The sequence below is a fragment of the Pseudoalteromonas sp. TAP-3C genome, assembly GCF_059888565.1.
Genome location: NZ_JCBFEM010000002.1, coordinates 418,316 through 438,699, shown reverse-complemented (window position 1 = coordinate 438,699; position 20,384 = coordinate 418,316). Strand labels below are relative to the sequence as shown.

General features: G+C 37.9%; 11 protein-coding genes. 6 read left to right on the top strand and 5 right to left on the bottom strand.

From position 1 onward, the window contains the following. Positions 1-9: 9 nt before the first annotated feature. Both ydiJ and ppsA read right to left on the bottom strand, forming a co-directional pair. A complete protein-coding gene (ydiJ, locus tag AC6H44_RS17840) occupies positions 10-3,057 on the bottom strand; it encodes a D-2-hydroxyglutarate dehydrogenase YdiJ (protein ID WP_500738560.1) in 3,048 nt (1,015 codons plus the stop codon). A 235-nt stretch (positions 3,058-3,292) separates the two neighbouring features. Then, entirely contained in the window at positions 3,293-5,668 is a 2,376-nt protein-coding gene (ppsA, locus tag AC6H44_RS17835; protein ID WP_500738559.1) for a phosphoenolpyruvate synthase, read from the bottom strand. Between the two features lie 153 nt (positions 5,669-5,821). Here ppsA and ppsR point away from each other — a divergent pair, with 153 nt between their 5' ends. Beyond that, positions 5,822-6,631 (top strand): posphoenolpyruvate synthetase regulatory kinase/phosphorylase PpsR, encoded by an 810-nt coding sequence (gene ppsR, locus AC6H44_RS17830; protein WP_500738558.1) that lies wholly within the window; start codon positions 5,822-5,824, stop codon positions 6,629-6,631. A 90-nt stretch (positions 6,632-6,721) separates the two neighbouring features. On the opposite strand, the gene AC6H44_RS17825 is transcribed toward ppsR, so the two are convergent. Continuing rightward, positions 6,722-8,071, bottom strand: coding sequence for a class II 3-deoxy-7-phosphoheptulonate synthase (locus AC6H44_RS17825; protein ID WP_500738557.1), 1,350 nt, complete (start codon positions 8,069-8,071; stop codon positions 6,722-6,724). A 603-nt stretch (positions 8,072-8,674) separates the two neighbouring features. Between AC6H44_RS17825 and AC6H44_RS17820 the strand changes: the two genes are divergently transcribed. Next, complete coding sequence (locus AC6H44_RS17820) at positions 8,675-9,550, top strand: DNA replication terminus site-binding protein (protein WP_500738556.1); 876 nt, start codon at positions 8,675-8,677, stop codon at positions 9,548-9,550. 62 nt (positions 9,551-9,612) lie between these two features. Here AC6H44_RS17820 and AC6H44_RS17815 read toward each other — a convergent pair whose 3' ends face one another. Next, complete coding sequence (locus AC6H44_RS17815; protein ID WP_500738555.1) at positions 9,613-10,827, bottom strand: replication protein A; 1,215 nt, start codon at positions 10,825-10,827, stop codon at positions 9,613-9,615. 773 nt (positions 10,828-11,600) lie between these two features. Between AC6H44_RS17815 and AC6H44_RS17810 the strand changes: the two genes are divergently transcribed. The 4 genes from AC6H44_RS17810 to AC6H44_RS17795 all read left to right on the top strand — a co-directional run bounded on the left by AC6H44_RS17810 (position 11,601) and on the right by AC6H44_RS17795 (position 19,260). After that, on the top strand, positions 11,601-12,839 hold the full coding sequence (locus AC6H44_RS17810) for an AAA family ATPase (RefSeq protein ID WP_500738554.1): 1,239 nt from the start codon (positions 11,601-11,603) through the stop codon (positions 12,837-12,839). 15 nt (positions 12,840-12,854) lie between these two features. Further along, entirely contained in the window at positions 12,855-13,817 is a 963-nt protein-coding gene (locus AC6H44_RS17805) for a transcriptional regulator (protein ID WP_500738552.1), read from the top strand. Between the two features lie 423 nt (positions 13,818-14,240). Further along, a complete protein-coding gene (locus AC6H44_RS17800; protein WP_500738551.1) occupies positions 14,241-17,387 on the top strand; it encodes a DEAD/DEAH box helicase in 3,147 nt (1,048 codons plus the stop codon). 403 nt (positions 17,388-17,790) lie between these two features. Next, positions 17,791-19,260: a DNA recombination protein RmuC gene (locus AC6H44_RS17795; RefSeq protein ID WP_500738549.1), complete on the top strand. Its 1,470-nt coding sequence runs from the start codon at positions 17,791-17,793 to the stop codon at positions 19,258-19,260. A 157-nt stretch (positions 19,261-19,417) separates the two neighbouring features. On the opposite strand, the gene AC6H44_RS17790 is transcribed toward AC6H44_RS17795, so the two are convergent. After that, on the bottom strand, positions 19,418-20,281 hold the full coding sequence (locus tag AC6H44_RS17790; RefSeq protein WP_500739138.1) for an MBL fold metallo-hydrolase: 864 nt from the start codon (positions 20,279-20,281) through the stop codon (positions 19,418-19,420). Positions 20,282-20,384: the final 103 nt, after the last annotated feature.

Sequence of the window (20,384 nt, the reverse complement as noted above, 5' to 3'; positions counted from 1 at the left end):
TATTATTTTTTATTTAAGTAACTCAGCTAATAACTCGATTGGATGCTTGGGTTTAAACTTTTCAAAACGTTTAACTTGGCTTCGACACGAAAATCCCGTTGATAAAAGTTGCTCAGGTTTATTTTTATCAACAATAGGTTTCCAACTCATTTCATACAGTGCTCTTGAGTTATCTTGGTTTTGCGCTTCGTGGCCATACGTACCTGCCATGCCACAGCAACCCGTATTTGTAGTGTTTAATGTTAAACCAAGTTCATCAAAAATAGTTTTCCAAACACTTGCCGCTTTGGGTAAAGCGGTTGTTTCAGTACAGTGGCTCAATAATGTAAATTCAGTATTTAAATTTTGTTTAGCCGTTAACTGTTTAAACGATTGTGTTTCTAGCCATTCATGGGCAAGTAGCACATGAAAATCACCACGGTTATTTTCTAAAATTGTATTATATTCATCGCGATAACACATCACTAATGACGCATCTAAACCTACTAATGGTGCATTTATTTCGTTAAGTTGATTTAAAAACTCTGCAGCACTTTTTGCCGTTATTTTAAACTCATGCAAAAACCCCTTTACATGCTGGGGTTTACCATTGGGTTTAAATGGCAACAACATGGGTCTTTTTCCAAGCTGTGTGATCAGTGTAATAAAGCTTTCAACCAATTCGGCTTCGTAAAAGCTGGTGAATGGGTCTTGAACAATGAGCACATAATTATTTTGCTCATCAGCGTTTAACGTTTTAAGAAAACCTAAATCAAATTTTTGCGATTTGTTTACACGTTTACCGAGTGCTGGAATACTTAGCTGCGGGGTATCAACATACCCTACCGTTTTTTTAATGAGGTTACTAACCAATGTTGTTTTTACAATTGGGTTAATAACCCGAGCAAATTTTGCCATTAACGGTGCGCTATTTTCGATATTACCTACTAAATAATCTTTGAGTGGGCGCGCATAATAACTATGGTAATAATTTAAAAAACGTGCACGAAAAGTTGGTACATCTACCTTTATTGGGCAAGCGGTAGTACACGCTTTACATGCTAAACATTCGTCCATTGATGCTTTAACTTCATGAGAAAAATCGTAAACGCCTTTATTTTTTTCACGGCTATGAACAAAACGTTCCCACCAGGTGATCACTTCACCTTTGTTCAGCGCTTTTTCTACTTCAAGCAAATTAACATCTTTTGACTCTTGAAGACGTAACCATTCACGCATTAAACCCGCGCGACCTTTAGGTGAGTTACGACGATCGCCGGTCACTTTATAAGATGGGCACATTGGCGAGTTTTCATCATAATTAAAACACAAGCCATTACCATTACAGGTCATGGCATTGTTAAAACTGGTTTTAACATCAATAGAAATTTGCTTATCGAAGTAAGCACGCTTTTGCCCATCAACACTCACTAGTGAGTCTTCACTTTCAAGCGGGGTACATATTTTACCTGGGTTTATTTTATTATTAGGATCAAAAGCCGATTTTATTTTTCTCAATTGAGTAAATAAATGCTCACCAAAAAATTCAGGGCCGTATTCACTTCTGTAACCTTTACCATGCTCGCCCCACATTAACCCACCGTATTTAGCGGTGAGTTTTACGACTTCATCTGAAATTGTGCGCAGTAATTTTTCTTGTTCTGGGTCGCACATATCAAGTGCTGGTCGTACATGTAATACACCGGCATCAACATGACCAAACATGCCATATTGTAAATTATGACTGTCGAGTAATGCTCTAAATTCAACAATGTAATCAGCTAAGTTTTCAGGCGGTACGGCGGTATCTTCTGCAAACGCGAGCGGTTTTTGGTTTCCCTTTACATTACCTAATAAACCCACTGATTTTTTACGCATTGCATATATTTTTAGTATATCGCTTTTGTCGCTGGTTAACTGATAGCCAATAACACCATTTGTTTGGTTAGCAACGCACTCATCTAATAATTTGCACAAAGTATCTACTTTGTCTTTTATATCGTGTGGTGAAACGGCATTAAACTCAACCATGTTGAGTCCTTGCATATCTTTATTAGGCACATCGGTTATTAAGTCCGATACTGAATGCCAAATAATGTCTTCGCGTGCAAGGTTTAAAACTTTACTGTCGACGGTTTCAACCGAGGTAGCACGGGCATCCACTAAAAACGGTGAATGGCGAAGTGCAGAGTCAAAACTGTCATACTTTATATTTATGAGTGTTTTAAATTCAGCAATGGGTGTTAAGTTAAGTTTTGCTTCGGTAACTATACCTAATGATCCTTCGGAGCCTGTAATTAATCGGCTCATATCAAAAGTTTGTAAGTCTTCACTTAGCACATGCTCTAGGTCATACCCAGTTAAGAAGCGATTTAACCGCGGGAATTTTGCTAAAATAGCGTCGCGTTCATTAAATGAAATAGCTAAAACTGTTTTGTATATTTGACCAATTAATGTGTCTTGATCGGCAATTATTTTTGCTTTTTCAATGTCTATTGGCTGGGTTGTTATGGCTGTGCCGTCGACTAAATAGGTGGTTAGCCCTAAAACATGGTCGCTGGTTTTACCATAAATTAATGAGCCTTGGCCAGATGCATCTGTGCTGATCATGCCGCCAATGGTGGCACGGTTACTGGTAGATAAATCGGGTGAAAAGAAAAATCCATACGGTTTTAAAAAGTCGTTAAGTTGATCTTTTATCACACCGGTTTGAACTCGTACCCAGCCCTCTTCTACATTAATTTCGAGGATTTCACGCATGTAACGTGATAAGTCAACTACGATACCTGGGGTTAAAGATTGTCCGTTAGTTCCGGTGCCGCCACCGCGCGGGCCAAAAGTTAAAGACAAAAATGGATCATGAGATGCCGCTTGTAAGGCAATTTGAATGTCTTTTTCGCTTTTTGGAAAAATAACACCTTGCGGAAGCTGCTGGTAAATACTGTTATCAGTTGATGCAGTCAGTCTAGTTGCATAACTTGCGTCAGTATCTCCAGTAAACCCCTGATTTTTAATGATGTTTAAATAATTTGCAACCAGCTCGGTCGCGGCATCTTGTTGTGTTATCGTTGCTATCATGGCGGCGCTTATTTATGCATTTGTGTAATTATATCATGGTGATGGCTAATAAAAATTGAAGATTTTACAGTTTTAACACTCTTTTTATCGAAATTTAAGCAGCTGTAATTATAATCAAGTCAAACGCCTATTATGAGATTTATATGAAAAAACGACTTATACAGATCAGCGGTACACTGTTTATTTTACTCATAAAAAATGCCAGCAGATGCTGGCATTTTTTTAACAAGGTAATTTATTTAGCGAGTTTGTCTGCTAAATATAACCATGTCTCTAGTACTGTATCTGGGTTTAGTGAAACAGAATCAATACCTTGCTCTACTAACCAAGCAGCAAAATCTTCATGATCTGAAGGACCTTGGCCACAAATACCTACGTACTTCCCTTTTTCTTTCGCGGTTTTAATAGCCATAGAAAGAAGCTTTTTAATTGCAGGGTCGCGTTCATCAAATAAATGCGCAATTAAACCTGAATCACGGTCAAGACCCAGCGTTAACTGCGTTAAATCGTTAGAGCCGATAGAGAAACCATCGAAGTATTCTAAAAATTCTTCAGCCATTAATGCATTTGACGGAAGTTCACACATCATGATTACTTTAAGACCATTTTCGCCACGTTTAAGACCATGTTCTTCAAGTAGTTCAATTACGCGTTTACCTTCTTCAAGGGTGCGTACGAATGGGATCATGATTTCGATGTTGGTCATATCCATGGTATTTCTAACGCGTTTTATTGCTTCACACTCAAGGGCAAAACAATCTCGGAAGTCTTCAGAGATATAACGCGCCGCACCACGAAAACCAATCATTGGGTTTTCTTCTTCTGGCTCGTATTGCTGGCCGCCCACTAAGTTAGCGTATTCGTTCGATTTAAAATCAGACATACGTACAATTACACGCTCTGGTGCAAATGCACACCCTAAGGTAGAAATACCTTCAACCAGTTTGCCAATGTAAAATTCAACCGGTGATTCGTAACCGGCAATCATGTCTGTGATTTCAGCTTTTAATGCATCCGTTTGTGCATCAAAATTTAGTAACGCTTTAGGGTGAACACCAATCATACGGTTAATGATAAACTCAACGCGCGCAAGGCCAACACCTGAATGTGGTAGGCGAGCAAAATCGAATGCGCGATCGGGGTTACCTACGTTCATCATGATTTTCATTGGCAGTTCAGGCATTTTGTCAACGCGTGAAGTTAACACTTCAAAGTCTAAAATACCTTCGTAGATGAAACCAGTATCACCTTCGGCGCACGATACAGTCACTTCTTGACCCGCTTTAATTAAATCTGTGGCATTACCACAACCAACTACCGCAGGGATACCTAACTCACGGGCAATAATTGCAGCATGACATGTACGACCACCACGATTTGTAACAATCGCCGCTGCGCGTTTCATGATAGGTTCCCAATCGGGGTCAGTCATGTCGGTAACCAGTATGTCACCTACTTGTACTTGGTCCATCTCTTTTATTGAATCAAGCACACGTACCACGCCACTGCCAATTTTGTGACCAATTGCACGGCCTTCAACAATAACATTGCTGCTACTATTTAGTTGGAAGGATTCCATTACGTTAGAATCTTCGTTTGAACGTACAGTTTCTGGACGCGCTTGAACTATATACAGTTTGCCGTCATTACCGTCTTTTGCCCATTCGATGTCCATTGGACGACCGTAATGCTTTTCTATAATTACAGCTTGCTTGGCAAGGTTTTGCACTTCTTCATCTGTAATCGAAAATTTATTTGAAAGGCTGGGATCTACATCAACAATTTCTACTTGTTTGCCGTGGGCTTTGTCTTGTGAGTAGATCATTTGAATAGCTTTTGAGCCGATATTACGTCGTACTACCGCTGGCTTATTTTTAAGCAGCGTTGGTTTATGAACATAAAATTCATCTGGGTTAACGGCGCCCTGTACAACCATTTCACCCAACCCATAGCTCGATGTAATAAATACCACATCTTCAAAACCCGATTCAGTATCAATACTGAACATCACACCGGATGATGATTTATCTGAGCGAACCATGCGTTGAATACCTGCTGATAACGCAACTCCACGGTGATCGTAGCCTTGGTGAACACGATAAGAAATCGCACGGTCGTTAAATAACGAAGCGAATACGTGTTTGATGGCGGTCATTACAGAATCAATACCAACAACGTTTAAGAACGTTTCTTGTTGGCCTGCAAACGAGGCGTCTGGCATATCTTCAGCAGTAGCTGATGAACGAACAGCAAATGAAACATCTGCAGTGGTGTCGCCATGTAACTGGCTGTATGCATCGCGAATTGCTTTATCTAGATTAGGTTGGAATGGGGTATCGATAATCCATTGGCGGATATCAGCGCCGACTTTGGCGAGTGTGTTTACATCATCAACATCGAGTGTATCTAAAATGTTATGAATTTTTGCGTTGAGTCCTGATTGTTCTAAAAACTCGTTAAAAGCGTCTGCGGTAGTCGCAAAACCACCCGGGACTTGCACACCTGCGTTAGCTAAGTTTGAAATCATTTCACCAAGTGAGGCGTTTTTACCACCAACTCGAGGAACATCTTGCATACCAAGCTCTTGATACCAGAGAACGTATTCTTGCACGGATCTTCTCCAAAAAACAAATTGTAGTCGTAACTGTGAGAGTTAAGAAAGAAAACCTTTTATAAAGGTCATCTTCATTCTACACTGGCAAACGTCCTTACGTAAACCGTGATACACTGATTTTAAAATTAAATATAATAAAAAAGAGGCTTTATGAGAACTGCGTTTTATATTTCAGATGGCACAGCAATAACATCTGAGGTGTTTGGTCATGCGACTTTATCTTTATTTCCGGTCGAATTTAATCATAAAACAATCCCTTTTGTAGAAACTGAAGAAAAAGCGCATGAGATAAAAGCGCTCATTAACGCCACGTCATCTAAGCAAGGTGAAAAGCCGTTAGTATTTTTTACTTTTGTGAACCATAAGCTCTCTGATATTATTCGCTCAGCCGATGCGGTATCGTATGACTTTTTAACAACATATAGTGAAAAAATTGAAAAAGAGCTTAACGTAGCGCCAGTGCCAAAAGTACACAGAACGCATTCTATTCATGAAAAAAGTTATGATTTTAGGATTGATGCCGTTAATTATGCGTTGATGAATGATGATGGCGGTAATATTAAAAATTTTGCTGAAGCTGATATTATTCTTATAGGTGTAAGTCGAAGCGGTAAAACACCCACCAGTCTTTATTTAGCGTTGCAATATGGCATTAAAGCAGCTAACTACCCGATAACCGAAGACGACCTAGAAAGCGAAGGTTTACCAAAATGCCTAGTACCATACAAGCATAAACTGTTTGGCTTAACTATAGACCCAGAACGATTAGCTGCGATTAGAGACAGGCGTATGGCAAACTCTAAATACGCATCAATCAGGCAGTGCCGGATTGAAGTGCGAGAAGTTGAAATGCTCTATAAAAAGCATAAAATAGCGTTTTTAAATTCAACTCATCATTCTGTAGAAGAAATTTCAGCAAAAATTATTTCTGATACAGGGCTTGAGCGTCGTAAGTACTAACAAACTAACGTTTGATTTAAACAGGTAACTACTGTTAATAAACAAAAAAGCCGCTAAATAAAAGCGGCTTTTATTATGTATGCACGGATATTATTTTCGCGCATCTTTTAGTAAATCGGCGACTAAAAAGCCAAGTTCTAATACCTGATCAGCATTTAAGCGTGGGTCACATTGTGTTTTGTAACGCTGCGCTAAGTCATCGTCAGACAAACCATATGCACCGCCGGTACACTCTGTTACATGTTGGCCAGTCATTTCTAAATGAACACCGCCTGCGTAAGACCCTTCTGCTTTATGAACAGCAAAAAACTGGCTGATTTCGCGCATAATATTATCAAAGCTGCGCGTTTTGTAACCAGAGCTCGCTTTTTCGGTATTACCATGCATTGGATCCGAACTCCAAATGACCTTACGCCCTTCTTGTTGCACTTTGCGAACAAGTGCCGGTAGCTTCTCTGGTAATACATCCGCACCCATTCGCGTGATAAGTGTTAATCGACCTGGGATATTATCTGGATTGAGCGCATCGATTAAACGGATAAGCTCGTCAGGATCCATACCTGGACCAACCTTAACGCCAATTGGGTTTTTAATCCCTTTAAAGAATTCAATGTGCGCGTGGTCTAACTGGCGAGTACGCTCACCAATCCAAACAAAATGTGCAGAACAATCGTACCAGTCACCTGATAAATGATCTCTTCGTGTTAATGCTTCTTCGTAGCCTAGTAATAACGCTTCGTGTGATGTGTATAAATCAGTTTCTTTTAAGCTTGGCGCTATAGATGAATTAATACCACATACTTCCATAAATTCTAGCGCGTCTTGAATTTTGTCTGCAAGTTGTTGGTATTTTGCTTTTTGTGGATTAGCAGCAACAAAGCCCATGTTCCAACGGTTAACTTGGTGTAAGTCAGCAAGGCCCCCTTGTGCAAAAGCACGAAGCAGATTAAGCGTTGCCGCACTGTGATGATACGCAGTCATTAAACGTTGAGGGTCTGGAATACGCGCTTCTTCAGTAAACTCAAAATTATTTACTATATCACCGCGGTAAGATGGTAACGAAACGCCGTTTATCGTTTCTAAGTCGGCAGAACGCGGTTTAGCATATTGACCTGCCATACGTGCAATTTTTACAACCGGGCACTTTCCACCATAGGTTAGTACTACAGCCATTTGTAAAATGGTTTTAAATGTATCGCGAATATTAGCGGCATTAAAGTCGCTAAACGACTCTGCGCAATCTCCACCTTGAAGCAAAAAGGCACGACCTTCGCATACGTCTTCAAGTTGTTTAAATAAACTTCTTGTTTCTTCGGCAAATACTAAAGGCGGGGCACTTTTGAGTTGGCTTTCTACCGATTTTAATACGTCTTGGTCTGGGTACTGTGGTTGCTGCAGTATTGGCAGTTCTCTCCAGCTATTTGGGTTCCACGATTGCATGTTCATTCCTCATTCTTATTACCTGATGTAATGAAATTAACGTATGCAGTGTGCTTTGTTCAAGGACTAAATACACTATTTACCAATTATTTAGTTATTAGGTAAGTATAAATAGGACTGCGAGCCCATATTTGGCTGTTTTATTGATTATAAATTTATAAATAAAGAACCATTAAACATTAAAAAACAATAGGGTATAAAGTAAGAGTGGTATTTATTTAGCTTTGCTTGTAGCCACTTAGCTAAGTGGTTTAGGATAACGTTAACAAAAGGAACACATCATACTAAAATTGGCTATATGTATTCTTAACTTTACAGATAAAATTAAATATATCAGCCGACAGTTATGTAGTTTCAAATATATATGCTGGCTGAAAGTTCTGCTGGTTTATACCTACTCCTTTATACTGCGTTTATATATAACTATTAGTAAGTTAGAAAATATTATTATATAAATGTTTACACAACAAATAAAGAACACATCATACATTATTAAATTTAATATACATCTGAACAATGGAGTAAAATTTAAAATAAAAACTACCAAAGCAAAAGGTTATTTGCGAAAATAGTTGAATAGTAAGATGTGTTCTTGGTGGTGTTATGGTTACAAAAGTACAAATAAGAAGTCAGTTTGATTTGCTCAATGAATTAACACTTAGCTTAATTGATGAGCTTAAAGAGGTTGGCTTTGCTAAAGCAGAGTATTTTCAATTACCTGAGATTAGTAGTACTGAAGAAAATATAATTCCTGAGTCTATAAACGTTTCAAAAATAACAGCGGAATTGGCGCATAAGGCAATTTTAAATTCTTTCTCTGATATGTACAAAAAACCAGGGTTAAGCAGCCGAGTATTAAAACGACACCCTGGTTTGCTCGTAATAAAAGAGGCGAATAAACAAGCCATTGTTGATCGCATAGCACAGGTAAATAGTGCAAAAGCGGCATTTAAAAATTGTATTTTAGCAATAGATAATAATGACGCACGATTTGAAGCGGTGCATAATGCAATGCCAAATTTAATAACGCTTGCGGCGTATCGTAAAATTCATAGTGAAACTGATTCCCCTTTTTCTGTTCGCTTTACTTGGATGCATAAACACGCTACAAAAACGCTAACAAAAAAAATGGCTTTAGACATGCTGGAAAAGTCCGCTGGCTATAAAAATCCGCGAATGATTGATCAACAAAAATGGCAGTCACTGGTTGCGCAAGAACAAATGCGTGTTGCCAGTTTAGGTGAAAAAGAAAAATTACGAATTAGGCGCCCTACTCGAGTTAGTCCTCAAGTTAATGTACGGTACACTGCACAAAATCGCTATCATGTTAGTGCTGCTTTACCTTTTATACTTATTAATCCAGAGCCCAATGTAAAATTTGGCCAACTGCCAAATTACGAAAAACCCTTATCGCATCCACGAAAACGTGAATATGATTTTTTAGTAGATCGATTATATTTAGAACAAGTCACAAATTGATTATGTTAAAAAGGCCACTGTATGTGGCCTTTAATATAGTAAGTCAGTAAAAATTAATATGATTATTTTTCTACTATTTCTTCCAACTTATCTTCATCAATCAATACTGCATTTTCAACAATCCGTTTACCACCTTGTATTTCAATACGCTTGTTGTGTTTATTTAATGCCAATATTTCATCACAAAATTGATCTGACGGATGCATTTCATAAGTGTAATCAACAATGTTACCTGTTTTGTCATCTTTAACATTGGTAATGCTATACTCAGATATTGCGCCTTTTTCAATTAAATCTTTCATCGTCGTGGTCATATCTCGACGCAGTGCTTTTAATTTATTTTCTGTTATGTCATCGGTTGAATAAATAGAACCATATTTTTCCATAATAGAAAGTAATCTAAAATGGTAGGTTTTACCTGGCGCAGCATAACGCCACAAATGATATAAACGTAACATCATCCAACGCGATAATCCGCGCTTTAACTCTTGAGCACTATTAAAGTAATAGCCTTTGTATTCAAGGTTATCAATCATGTTATGTACAAATGCATTTAAACATGCAACGCATTTTACATTTCCACCTTGGCCTTTCTTACCGCTAAAATGTAAAGACGATAAAAAGTTCATGTTAGACTCGTAGAATGAATCATCAATATCAGAATTTTTTGTATCTGTTGCAGAATATTTAAAGGAAAGTTTTGAACCTTGTAATGCTTCAAGCGATTCTTTAATTTGCGGATATGGCATAGATTGCCCAACCGCTTTAAGCTCTTGTGCTAATTCGTTCATAGAAAACACAACGGCATATTGAATACCTGATTTAAAATTAATTTTTACAATTTTGCCCTTTGACGCTAGGCGAATTAGTGCGCGCTCTACTTTCTCTTCTCTGTCTGATGGCCAAACCAAATATTCTACATCTTCGCCATCTTTGCGAGTACTTACCACAGCAGGTGTTATTTTAATTTCACCATCATATAAAATACCATCTACTTTCTCAGATATTCTGCGTGTAATGATGGTTTTTTTAGGGGCTTCTTCAAGTGGCAATTTTTTATGCCCTGAGCGAACAAAGCGTCCCCACAAATCATAATGGTTAAATGTATTAGAATAAGCGCGTAACCCATGGGCTGCATTTTCTATCGAAATTCGCACATCTTTGTTATCTGTAAATAGTGCTAAGCTCTCGTTATCAATTGCACTTTCCACCCCGTGAATTTGGCCCCTAAGTGTATCGGGCAAGTTATCTACCGAGATGTTGACCTTTCGGCTCATGGTTTTTATTTCCGTTTTTATTGTGACAGCTAATAACAACACATAAAGCCACAAAAGTTAAATGTTTAAGTTAGTATAAAAGTGATCTGACTTCAAATAAAATGCTCAGATCAGTATTTTACTAAGGAAAACTCAAAACAAAGGTTTTCAGATCACATTTTTACTAACTGAGTGTTGATAAGCCAAATTTTTACTAACTGAATAATAATTTTGTCCATTACAAAGTGTTTTTTTTTATATTTTACACGACAAATCAGATAAATATTTTAAACCCCTGTGGATAAGCTTAGTCTGAGTTAGCATAGATCTGATCTGTACTTACTACAGATCAGATCTATACTAATTAAACACATCTTTGGTGGGCATATTAGGTGCATAACTTTATAATTTACTTAGTAAAAATATGATCTACAGGGGTGGTTTTGTGAGTAACTCAGTGCTTAACCTGTGCGTAACTTTGATTGTAAATATTCGCTTAGTAAAAAGCTGATCTGCAAGTAGATAAGGATCTGATCTTAACCACGTACAATGCTGATCCACTTTTTAAAACATTATTTATATAAATCATCATGTTATATATGTATTTTACACCCTTAGCCTTTAATACCTTATATATTTAACCATACTTAAACTTCTTTATTTATACTAAGCAATCTTAAAGGTGTAAAAATTATTTTATATGTCATGTATTTAAAATGCATGTCGTCATAAATAGTTGTTTACAGCTAATTGAATGGACATTATACTAAACGCCTAACTTTGAGGAATAAAGTATGTCTATCAATAATAACGCGCTAGATACTTATCGACTTTTAAAAGCAACCGCAGAAGTTGCTGAAAAATCACTAGAAGGACGTATCCAACATTACCGCGCCCATCTTAAATCTGAAGAAAAAGAATTAAGAACTTATACCCAAAAAGCAGCAGCTGATTTACTTGGCTGTAATAATCGTACCTTAAAAAGACGCCATGACAATGGTGACTTTGACGATTTAAATATAAAACGTGGTGCAAACGGTCATTACGCTTATACCTTGGTTAATATTTTTGCTATGGCCGATATCATGGATATAAAACCCGATCATCGTGCACCAACAGACAAACTTCAAGTCATTGTTATTAATTCATTAAAAGGAGGTTGTGGTAAAACAACCAGCATGGTTAATATCGCAGCTGCCCTTGCCACTACAAACATAAAGCGCTATCGCATTGGTATTGTTGACTTAGACCCTCAAGGCTCGTCATCAAGTTTTTTTCCATCCTCTGAGCCCGATCCAATTACCGTCGGTGATTTAATGCGTGATTGCATTGACCTTGATGAAGGCGAAACATGGCCTGAATTTGTCTCAAGTTCTTTTTTACCAACACATATTCCTAATATTCGTGTTTTACCCTCAGGTATGGACGACTTTTATTTTGAACATGAAACTGCAACTTTGCTTAAAGACACCTCAAACTATGAGCAAACACGCCATTACCATAAATTGTTAGAGCGCGTTATTGAACCAGTAAAAGATGAGTTTGATATTTTATTGATCGATACAGCTCCTACACTTAACTTTATGTTTTATAATGCATTAATGGCTTCTACGGCCATGCTTATACCGGTTCATCCTGAAGCGGTAGACTTTGACGCGAATAATAAATATTTAAAACGTTTGGGTGAAATTTACCATACAGTTGCAGCACTTGGTCACGAAGGTTGGGACTTTATGCAATTTTTGGTTACCAATTATGTAAAAGGCAATCACTCACAACGTGACATTGTTAAAGATGTAAGAAGCGCCTTTGGTCGTCAAGTTATGAGCTACCCTATCAATCATAGTTCAGCAATTACGGCGAGTTCATCTTCGTTTAATACCATTTTTGATCAAAAGGCGTCTGACAGCTTAGCGAGTAGAGAGTCGTTAATGCGCGCACAAGAAAATATCAAAGATGTTGTTGATGAACTTGAAATGCTAATTCGTTCAAACTGGCAATCTACACAATCAAAATTAAATACGCCTAAGTAAGGATGTTAACTAAAAATGGCTAAAAAACGTAAAAATGACACCCGCTTAGATCCCTTTGCAACCGCTGTTGGCAGCAGCAGCCTTGACGCTCTATTAGAACAAGCCAATGCTGGCGATGTTATTCGTATGCCCGCACCAAGTGATCCTAACCGCGAAATAACCCTTATTTGTAAAGTGATTGCTCACAACGAGATTGAAAAGTCGACTCAGGTTTATGGCAAAAACCGACGTGTGCAAGCGCTTTTAAACGAAAAGTCGGTAGCCGATATTCTTCCTGCAATTAAAGAAGATGGCCGTAATCAACATCCTGCCCTATTGTGGGATCAAGGTGACATGAGTCTCGTTCTTGCAGGTTCAAGACGCCGTAAAGCTTGTATTTTAGGTGGGGCAGATTACCTTGTTTTAAGCTCTGGTGATTTTACTGAGCAAGATGCCAAAGTACTCGCGGTCTCTTCTGATCAATACATTGCCCCGAGTCTTTGGGAGTTGGGGCAAGCCTATCAGCAAACCAGAAACGAGCTTATCCAACAAGGCAAAAAAGGATCGTACCGTGAAATTGCAGCTATTGAAGGGGTATCACATACCGCCATTGCTGATGCAATAAAAGCGCATGAACAAATATCAGCGGACGTTATCGCTCTTTATCCGACGGCTAATCATGTAGGTAGAGAAGTCGCTAAAAAGCTTATTAACGCTAAGGAGCGCGATGAGGAGGCATTTAACGAGTTAGTTATAGCCTTGGCTGACAATAATGAAGTTAACGCCTTAAAAGCAGACGACAAGCGCGCAATGCTAATAACAAAATATTTGACGGCCGAACCCAAAGCGGTATCAAAGCGTGAAGCCGTTTTAGAAAATGACTTTATTAGCGTGCAACGCAACCTTAGAAGCGGTGATGTTTCTATTAAAATAAATAATAAAGTGATGACAGACAAACGCTTAGATCAACTTACTAAATTATTAAGTGCGTTTAATTAGTTAGTAATATAGTGATCTGTAATTGAGGTTAGGTTAGTTAAATAATGATCTAGAACTCACTGTTAGTTAGTAAAAATATGATCTCTAATGGCTAAAAACGTTCAAACAACACTTTAAACCATCATGGATCGTATTTTTACTAACTAAATCCCTCTTTTAGTGCCCTTCTGTATCTTGTTAGTAAAAAGCTGATCTATGTTTCACTAAAACTTCCTTGCAAAGTTAATTGTTTATTTTATTTTGTAATTTAAACGTGTTTTTTAGTGCACCATATCAGACAATGATCGCTAATAGCCTATAAACCAATTTTTTACTAACTAATCAGATCCAACCAGTCCATTTTAAAAATAATATTGCTTTAGCTCGTCGCTGATAAGGCATATACTGGAAAAATTGTTTTTAAATTCTAATACTTTGAGTAACATGTCTGCTAACTTATCAAAAAATGATTTAATGGCTATTTTTGAAGAAATCAAAAATGAGCAGGCTACCCAGTTTCCTCTTTCTGAACGATTTATAAAAAAATTGTTTAAACCCACAGTGTTAGCTAAAGGTAAATCTTATTATAAGCACGGCCAAATAAGCTGGTTAGAACATAATGCAGATTTTTCTGTGGTTGACTCAACGGTACAAGGCGATAAAGGTGTTGCATTTAATCAACGGATTGAGATCAGTAAATTACCAACTGGCTATTCAGTTGACACTCACTGTACCTGCAATGCTAAAACTAAATGTCGCCATTTGGCTGCGATTTTATTAAAACTTAAAATTGAACATTCAGGTGAATACGGTGAAGACTATTTTATTAATGATTGGTTTAGCGAACTTAGTGCACTTAAAAACACCGGTCAAGCACAGCCGTCGCAAGTGTTACTATTTGTATTAGACATAGAAAATAACAAAGTATTCTTAACGCCTAAAATTGCCAATTACGATAAAAATAATAACTATGCATTGGGTCGCAATTTAACCGAGCAACAGCTTAATAGTTTTGTCACTCCTAGCGACCTACTAGAAAGTGATTTTAGATTATATAGCTGGATCCGCTCGCAAAATGCGGTGGGTAATATTGAGCTTAAAGGGCAATGGGGTTTTAACGCGTTGCAGCAATTATTAGCCACAGAACGATTGTTCCTACAGCGCTCTCGAGTGCCTATAAAAGCGCAACCTGGCTTACCCCTTAACTTTGTTTGGGAGCAACAAAAAGAGGTAACCCAGTTAAAAATTCATGTTGAGCAAATTCCTAACTGGGCGTTAATTAAAACTACGCCGCCTATTTACTTAGATTTAGATACATATAAATTAGGCCGCATTCGCACCCCCTTAAGTGCTGACGAAATAGCTCATCTGCAAACGATACCTGCACTGCACGATACAAACTTTGATCGAATTTATAATCAGCTTGCTGATAATTTTGGCGCAGGTGTTATACCGCACCCAATTAATGCACCCACTACATCGATTAAGTCATTAAATAATGCGGTGCTTAAAGTCAGCATGTCGGGTCAAGTTTTAGCAATTTCGTTATCGTTTAAGTATAAAAATAAAAATTACTTAGCGGGTACGGCGCCTGAAAAACTTATAAATAGTGCATTTGAAAACACAGTGACTAATGAGCTGGTCAACCTAGGCTTTGATTTTTGTAAAGGGGGTTTACACAGCGAATTTATTTTTGCTCAGGAATCGGCTATTCATTTACACTGGTTAGCACACGAAGTGTTGCCAAGTTTTAAGCAGCGTGGCTGGCAAGTAGCAATGAGCAAAATTAATGTTGCCGATACTAAAAGCAAAATTTCTTTGCATGTAAGCAGAGCCGCTGGCCATCAAATGCATAGTAAAGTAGTGTTAAACGATACCAAAGTAGCTACCTTATTTAATATAAATAATAAACTGTATGAATCGTTGAATCGTCAAAGCGAATTATTTTATTACTATCCCATAGGTCGTCAATTTGGGGTTATAGATAAAGCCGCGTTTAATTTATTAATTGAATTTAAGCTTCGCTTTGAATTTATTAAAACGCGCGACGAATTTAATATTCCGCTTTCATATTTGCCTGAATTAGTTCAGCACACAGCCATAAATGTAGAGTTACACGACCCATCATTAGAGCGCTATCTTGATGAGCTAAATAACGATGCGCTACTATCGCCTAATATCGCCATTCATGGCTTACACGATTCAGTGGTGTTAAGAGAATACCAGCAAGAGGGAGTGGCTTGGCTTAATTTTTTAAAGCGTAATCAGTTAGGTGGTATTTTAGCGGACGACATGGGCTTGGGTAAAACCTTGCAGGTAATTGCTTATTTAGCTAGTTCTTATAGTACAGCGCAAACGGGGCCTACACTAATTGTGTGCCCTACAAGCTTAGTAAGTAATTGGCAAAACGAAATAACCAAATTTGCTAAAAGTTTAAAAGTGACGACTATTTTTGGCGCGCATCGTAACGAATTACTTCAACACTTAGCGCAAGCACACTGTATTTTAACCACGTATCCGCTATTAAAACGTGACATAGCCTATTACTCGCCACTGTATTTTGAAAACATCATTCTTGATGAAGCCCAGTATATTAAAAACGATACCGCACAAGTGTCACGGTTAGTAAAACGTTTAAATGCCGACTTTAAGCTTTGCTTAAGTGGTACTCCTATTGAAAACAATTTATTTGAATTAAAGTCGTTACTCGATTTTGCCATGCCCTCACTTTTAGGTTCGCAGGCGCACTTTAAACAACACTTTCAAGGCCCTATTGAATGCGAAAGTAACATTGAACGTGCAGAGCAGCTTAAAGCGTTAATTATGCCGTTTATTTTGCGCCGAACTAAAGCCCAAGTTGCGCAAGAACTGCCGCAAAAAACCGAACTTGTTAAAGAATTTGAGTTTGAACCTAAACAAAAAGATATGTATCAAGGCATTACGCGTGCGCTTGAGGAAAAGCTCATTGATTTATTTGCTGAACAAGGCGTGCAAAAAAGTAAACTTGCTTTTTTAGAAGCCTTGTTAAAGCTGCGCCAAATTTGTTGTCACCCTAAGCTGATCGAGCCACAAACTGATGCTGCTAGTGCTAAATTAGAATGGTTATCAAGCCATTTACCTTTAATGCTCAGCCTTGGCCGTAAGGTGATTATATTTAGCCAGTTTACTTCTGCACTTGATTTAATTGCAGAGCGCTTAAATGAGCTCAATATTAAATTTAGTTTGCTAACTGGGCAAACGCGTCATCGCGATAAAGTAATAGACGAATTCACCAGTGGCACTACGTCGGTATTTTTAATCAGCTTAAAGGCCGGTGGTACAGGGCTTAATTTAACTCAAGCCGACACGGTTATTCATTTTGATCCTTGGTGGAATCCAGCGGTTGAAAAACAAGCCACTGATCGTGCTTATCGCATTGGCCAAACTAATCCAGTATTTGTTTATAAATTGATTATGGCAAACTCCATTGAACAAAAAGTTTTTCAGATGCAGCAAGATAAACAAGCACTTGTTGATGCATTATTTACCGAAAAATCAATGAGCTTTACCCAATTTGATGAACAGCAAATGCTGTCTTTAATTAAAAGTTAAAAGTCGACATAAATTTTTGAACTTATATTAATTACAGGCGTCTATTAATATGCTTGGTTAAATTGCAGTTTTTCTCAAGCTTTCATGTTGATATCCCGTAGTGTAATTACTAGAAATAGTAATAATTAAGCCAGCCTATTTAGCGCTGGCTTTTCTTTGTCTGATATAATTTATACTTTTTATAAAATATTTTGAACTAATCATAAATAGCTGAGTCTATTATTAAGCTTGTAGTTGATATGCAAGTTTCATGTTGATTTCCCTGTTTAATTACTAATTTAGTAATACTGAGCCAGCTTTTATAGCTGGCTTTTTTTATGTGCTTAATTTAGTGCGTTACCCCTACTGCTAAAGAGCGTAATTCGTTATGATGGCATGTCACTAAATTTTAAAAGTTTATTTTATGTTTACTTCGTTTTTATCCCATTTAGATTGGTTAAGTGTAAGTGCTGGCGCTCTAACAGGCATGGCTATTTGTGGTGTTGTATCAATGCAATTAAGCAAAAAAATAAAGCGCCAAGTAAATGAGCAACAACAACAGTTAATGCTATTACAAAGCCAGCATGAGCAAACGCAAAGCCAATATGCCGCATTGGTTGAAGAGCACGATTTACTAGGGCTTACTCATCAAGAGCAACGCGACCAGGCACAGCATTTTAAAACCCGATTAACTGAGCAAGAAAAACAAAGCCAACAATATAATCAATATTGGCGTAAAGCCGAAGCCGAACTTAGCGCCCTGCGTGAACAGTACAATTTACGCGATGTAGAGCTTAATAATATACGCACTACTCTTGAGCAAAAGCAGCAGCATTTTAGCGAACAACTTGCCCACATCGAGCAAAGTAAAGAAATACTTAAAAAAGAGTTCGAAAATTTAGCTAACCAAATTTTAGAAGAAAAATCGCAAAAATTTAAAACCCTTAATCAAGAAAGCATAGAGCAATTACTCAAGCCAGTTCAAGGTGAGCTAAAAGGTTTTAGAGATAAAATGGAATCTATTCACGTTGAAGACTTACAGCAGCGTGCAGCGCTTAAAACCGAGCTGCTTCATTTACAAGCTAAAAGCCAAGCCATAACTGAGCAAGCAGATAGATTAAGTAATGCCTTACAAGGGCAAAAGAAAACCCAAGGTAATTGGGGAGAACTCATGCTTGAAAACGTGCTTGATAGCGCAGGGCTTCGTGCAGGCACAGACTATAAACGCGAAGTATCGTTTAATACTGAAGATGGCCGTCTTCGTCCTGATGTGGTGGTGTATTTACCCCAAGGACGGCACTTAGTGATTGACGCGAAAACATCGTTAAATGCCTATACCCGTTATGTCAATGCCGACACTGAGCTTGAGTCTCAGCAAGCCATTAAAGAGCATGTAAATGCAGTAACGGCGCGTATAAATGAGCTGGCCAGTAAATCGTATGATCGCCTCCCAGGGATAAACTCGCCTGAGGTTGTTATTATGTTTGTACCCATAGAATCCGCCTTTGTAGAAGCACTTAAATACCAAAGTGATATTTACCAACAAGCCATTGAAAAAAACATTCTGGTTGCGACTCCTACTACCCTGCTAACCAGTTTAAACATTGTTAAACAGTTATGGCGCTTTGAAGAGCAAACTAAATACTCAAAAGAGCTGGCTAATAGAGCCGAGCGTTTTTACAACAAGCTCAACGGCTTTTTAACCAGTATGGAAGGTGTGGGTAAACAGCTCGATAAAGCCAAAGAAAGTTACGATAAAGCATTTTCTCAGTTATACCGCGGTAAAGGTAACTTAATTAAACAAGCCTCAGAATTTAAGGAGTTGGGTGTATCGGTGCAAAAAGAGTTACCTCAAGAAAGCGTTGAACGCGCGCATTTAGAGCTTGATGAATAAACACCGCACATAATATTTGCGCACTGAGGTATTTGAATTAAATATTGCCAATAAGCGAGCCAGTATGTATTTGTGGCAATAATAAAAAACACGCCAGACTTTGATAGGCGTGTTTTTTGGTTCTACTGCATTTATTACAGTGGTTAAGCGTAAGCAATTACCATTTCATTTCGCCTTTATGAACTTTAGCGCCAATGCTAAGAGCCATAGGTAATACAGCCTCTGGGTATGAGTTGGTCATTTTATCTATTAATAGTTTACTGCTATCACTATTTTGCTTAGCGTGTGCAAAATCCTTTAAATACTGGAGTGAAAAATCAATATTTGCAGCGTCTAGCTGAGTCCCTGCTTTCATATGCCCAGGGATCACCGTGGTTGGTTTAAGTGCTTTCATTTCATTAAGTTGCTTTGCCCATGCATTTTGCTCTGTTTGAGTTTGTGCATCTGCCATCCATAAATGAACATTAGCGTACACTGCCACATTCCCTAAAATAGCTTTATTATCAGGTATCCATAAATATGGACGATGATTATGCTCACCCTCTGTGCCGCGAATTTCAATGGTATGGCCTTCTATTTTTAAGCTATTACCATTAAATACCTTAGGTACAATGGGGTTTTTTGGTGCGTTTTCACCCATTTTTGGTGTCCAAAAAGCAAGTTTACCTTTAAGCTTTGCTGCTATTTTTTGGTGCACTGCGGGTGTGGTTATAATCTCTGCTTCAGGAAAAAACTGCTGTAGCACTTCAGCGCCAAAGTAGTAATCAGGATCGGCTTGGCTAATAAAAATAGTTTTTAGTTGCTTGCTTGAATCAATTACTTTAGCGGCAATGCGCAGTGCATCGGCTTTGGTAAATCCGGTATCAATTAAAATTGCATCGGTACGGCCATAAACAAGTGTGGCATTGACATGAAAGCTATTGCTGTCAGCGTTATACACGTCAAGGGTTAATGGGGTTTCGTCTGCAATAGCGATATTACTGGCTAATAGTGTGCTTGATAAAAGCGTGCGTAGGTTCATGGTATTCTCATCATTGGTTGCTAATGCGAGCATAATAAAGGTTTGATATGTTCAGAAAAACAACCAATAATTAGCATCATTGTTTCATAAATCGTGCAAATAC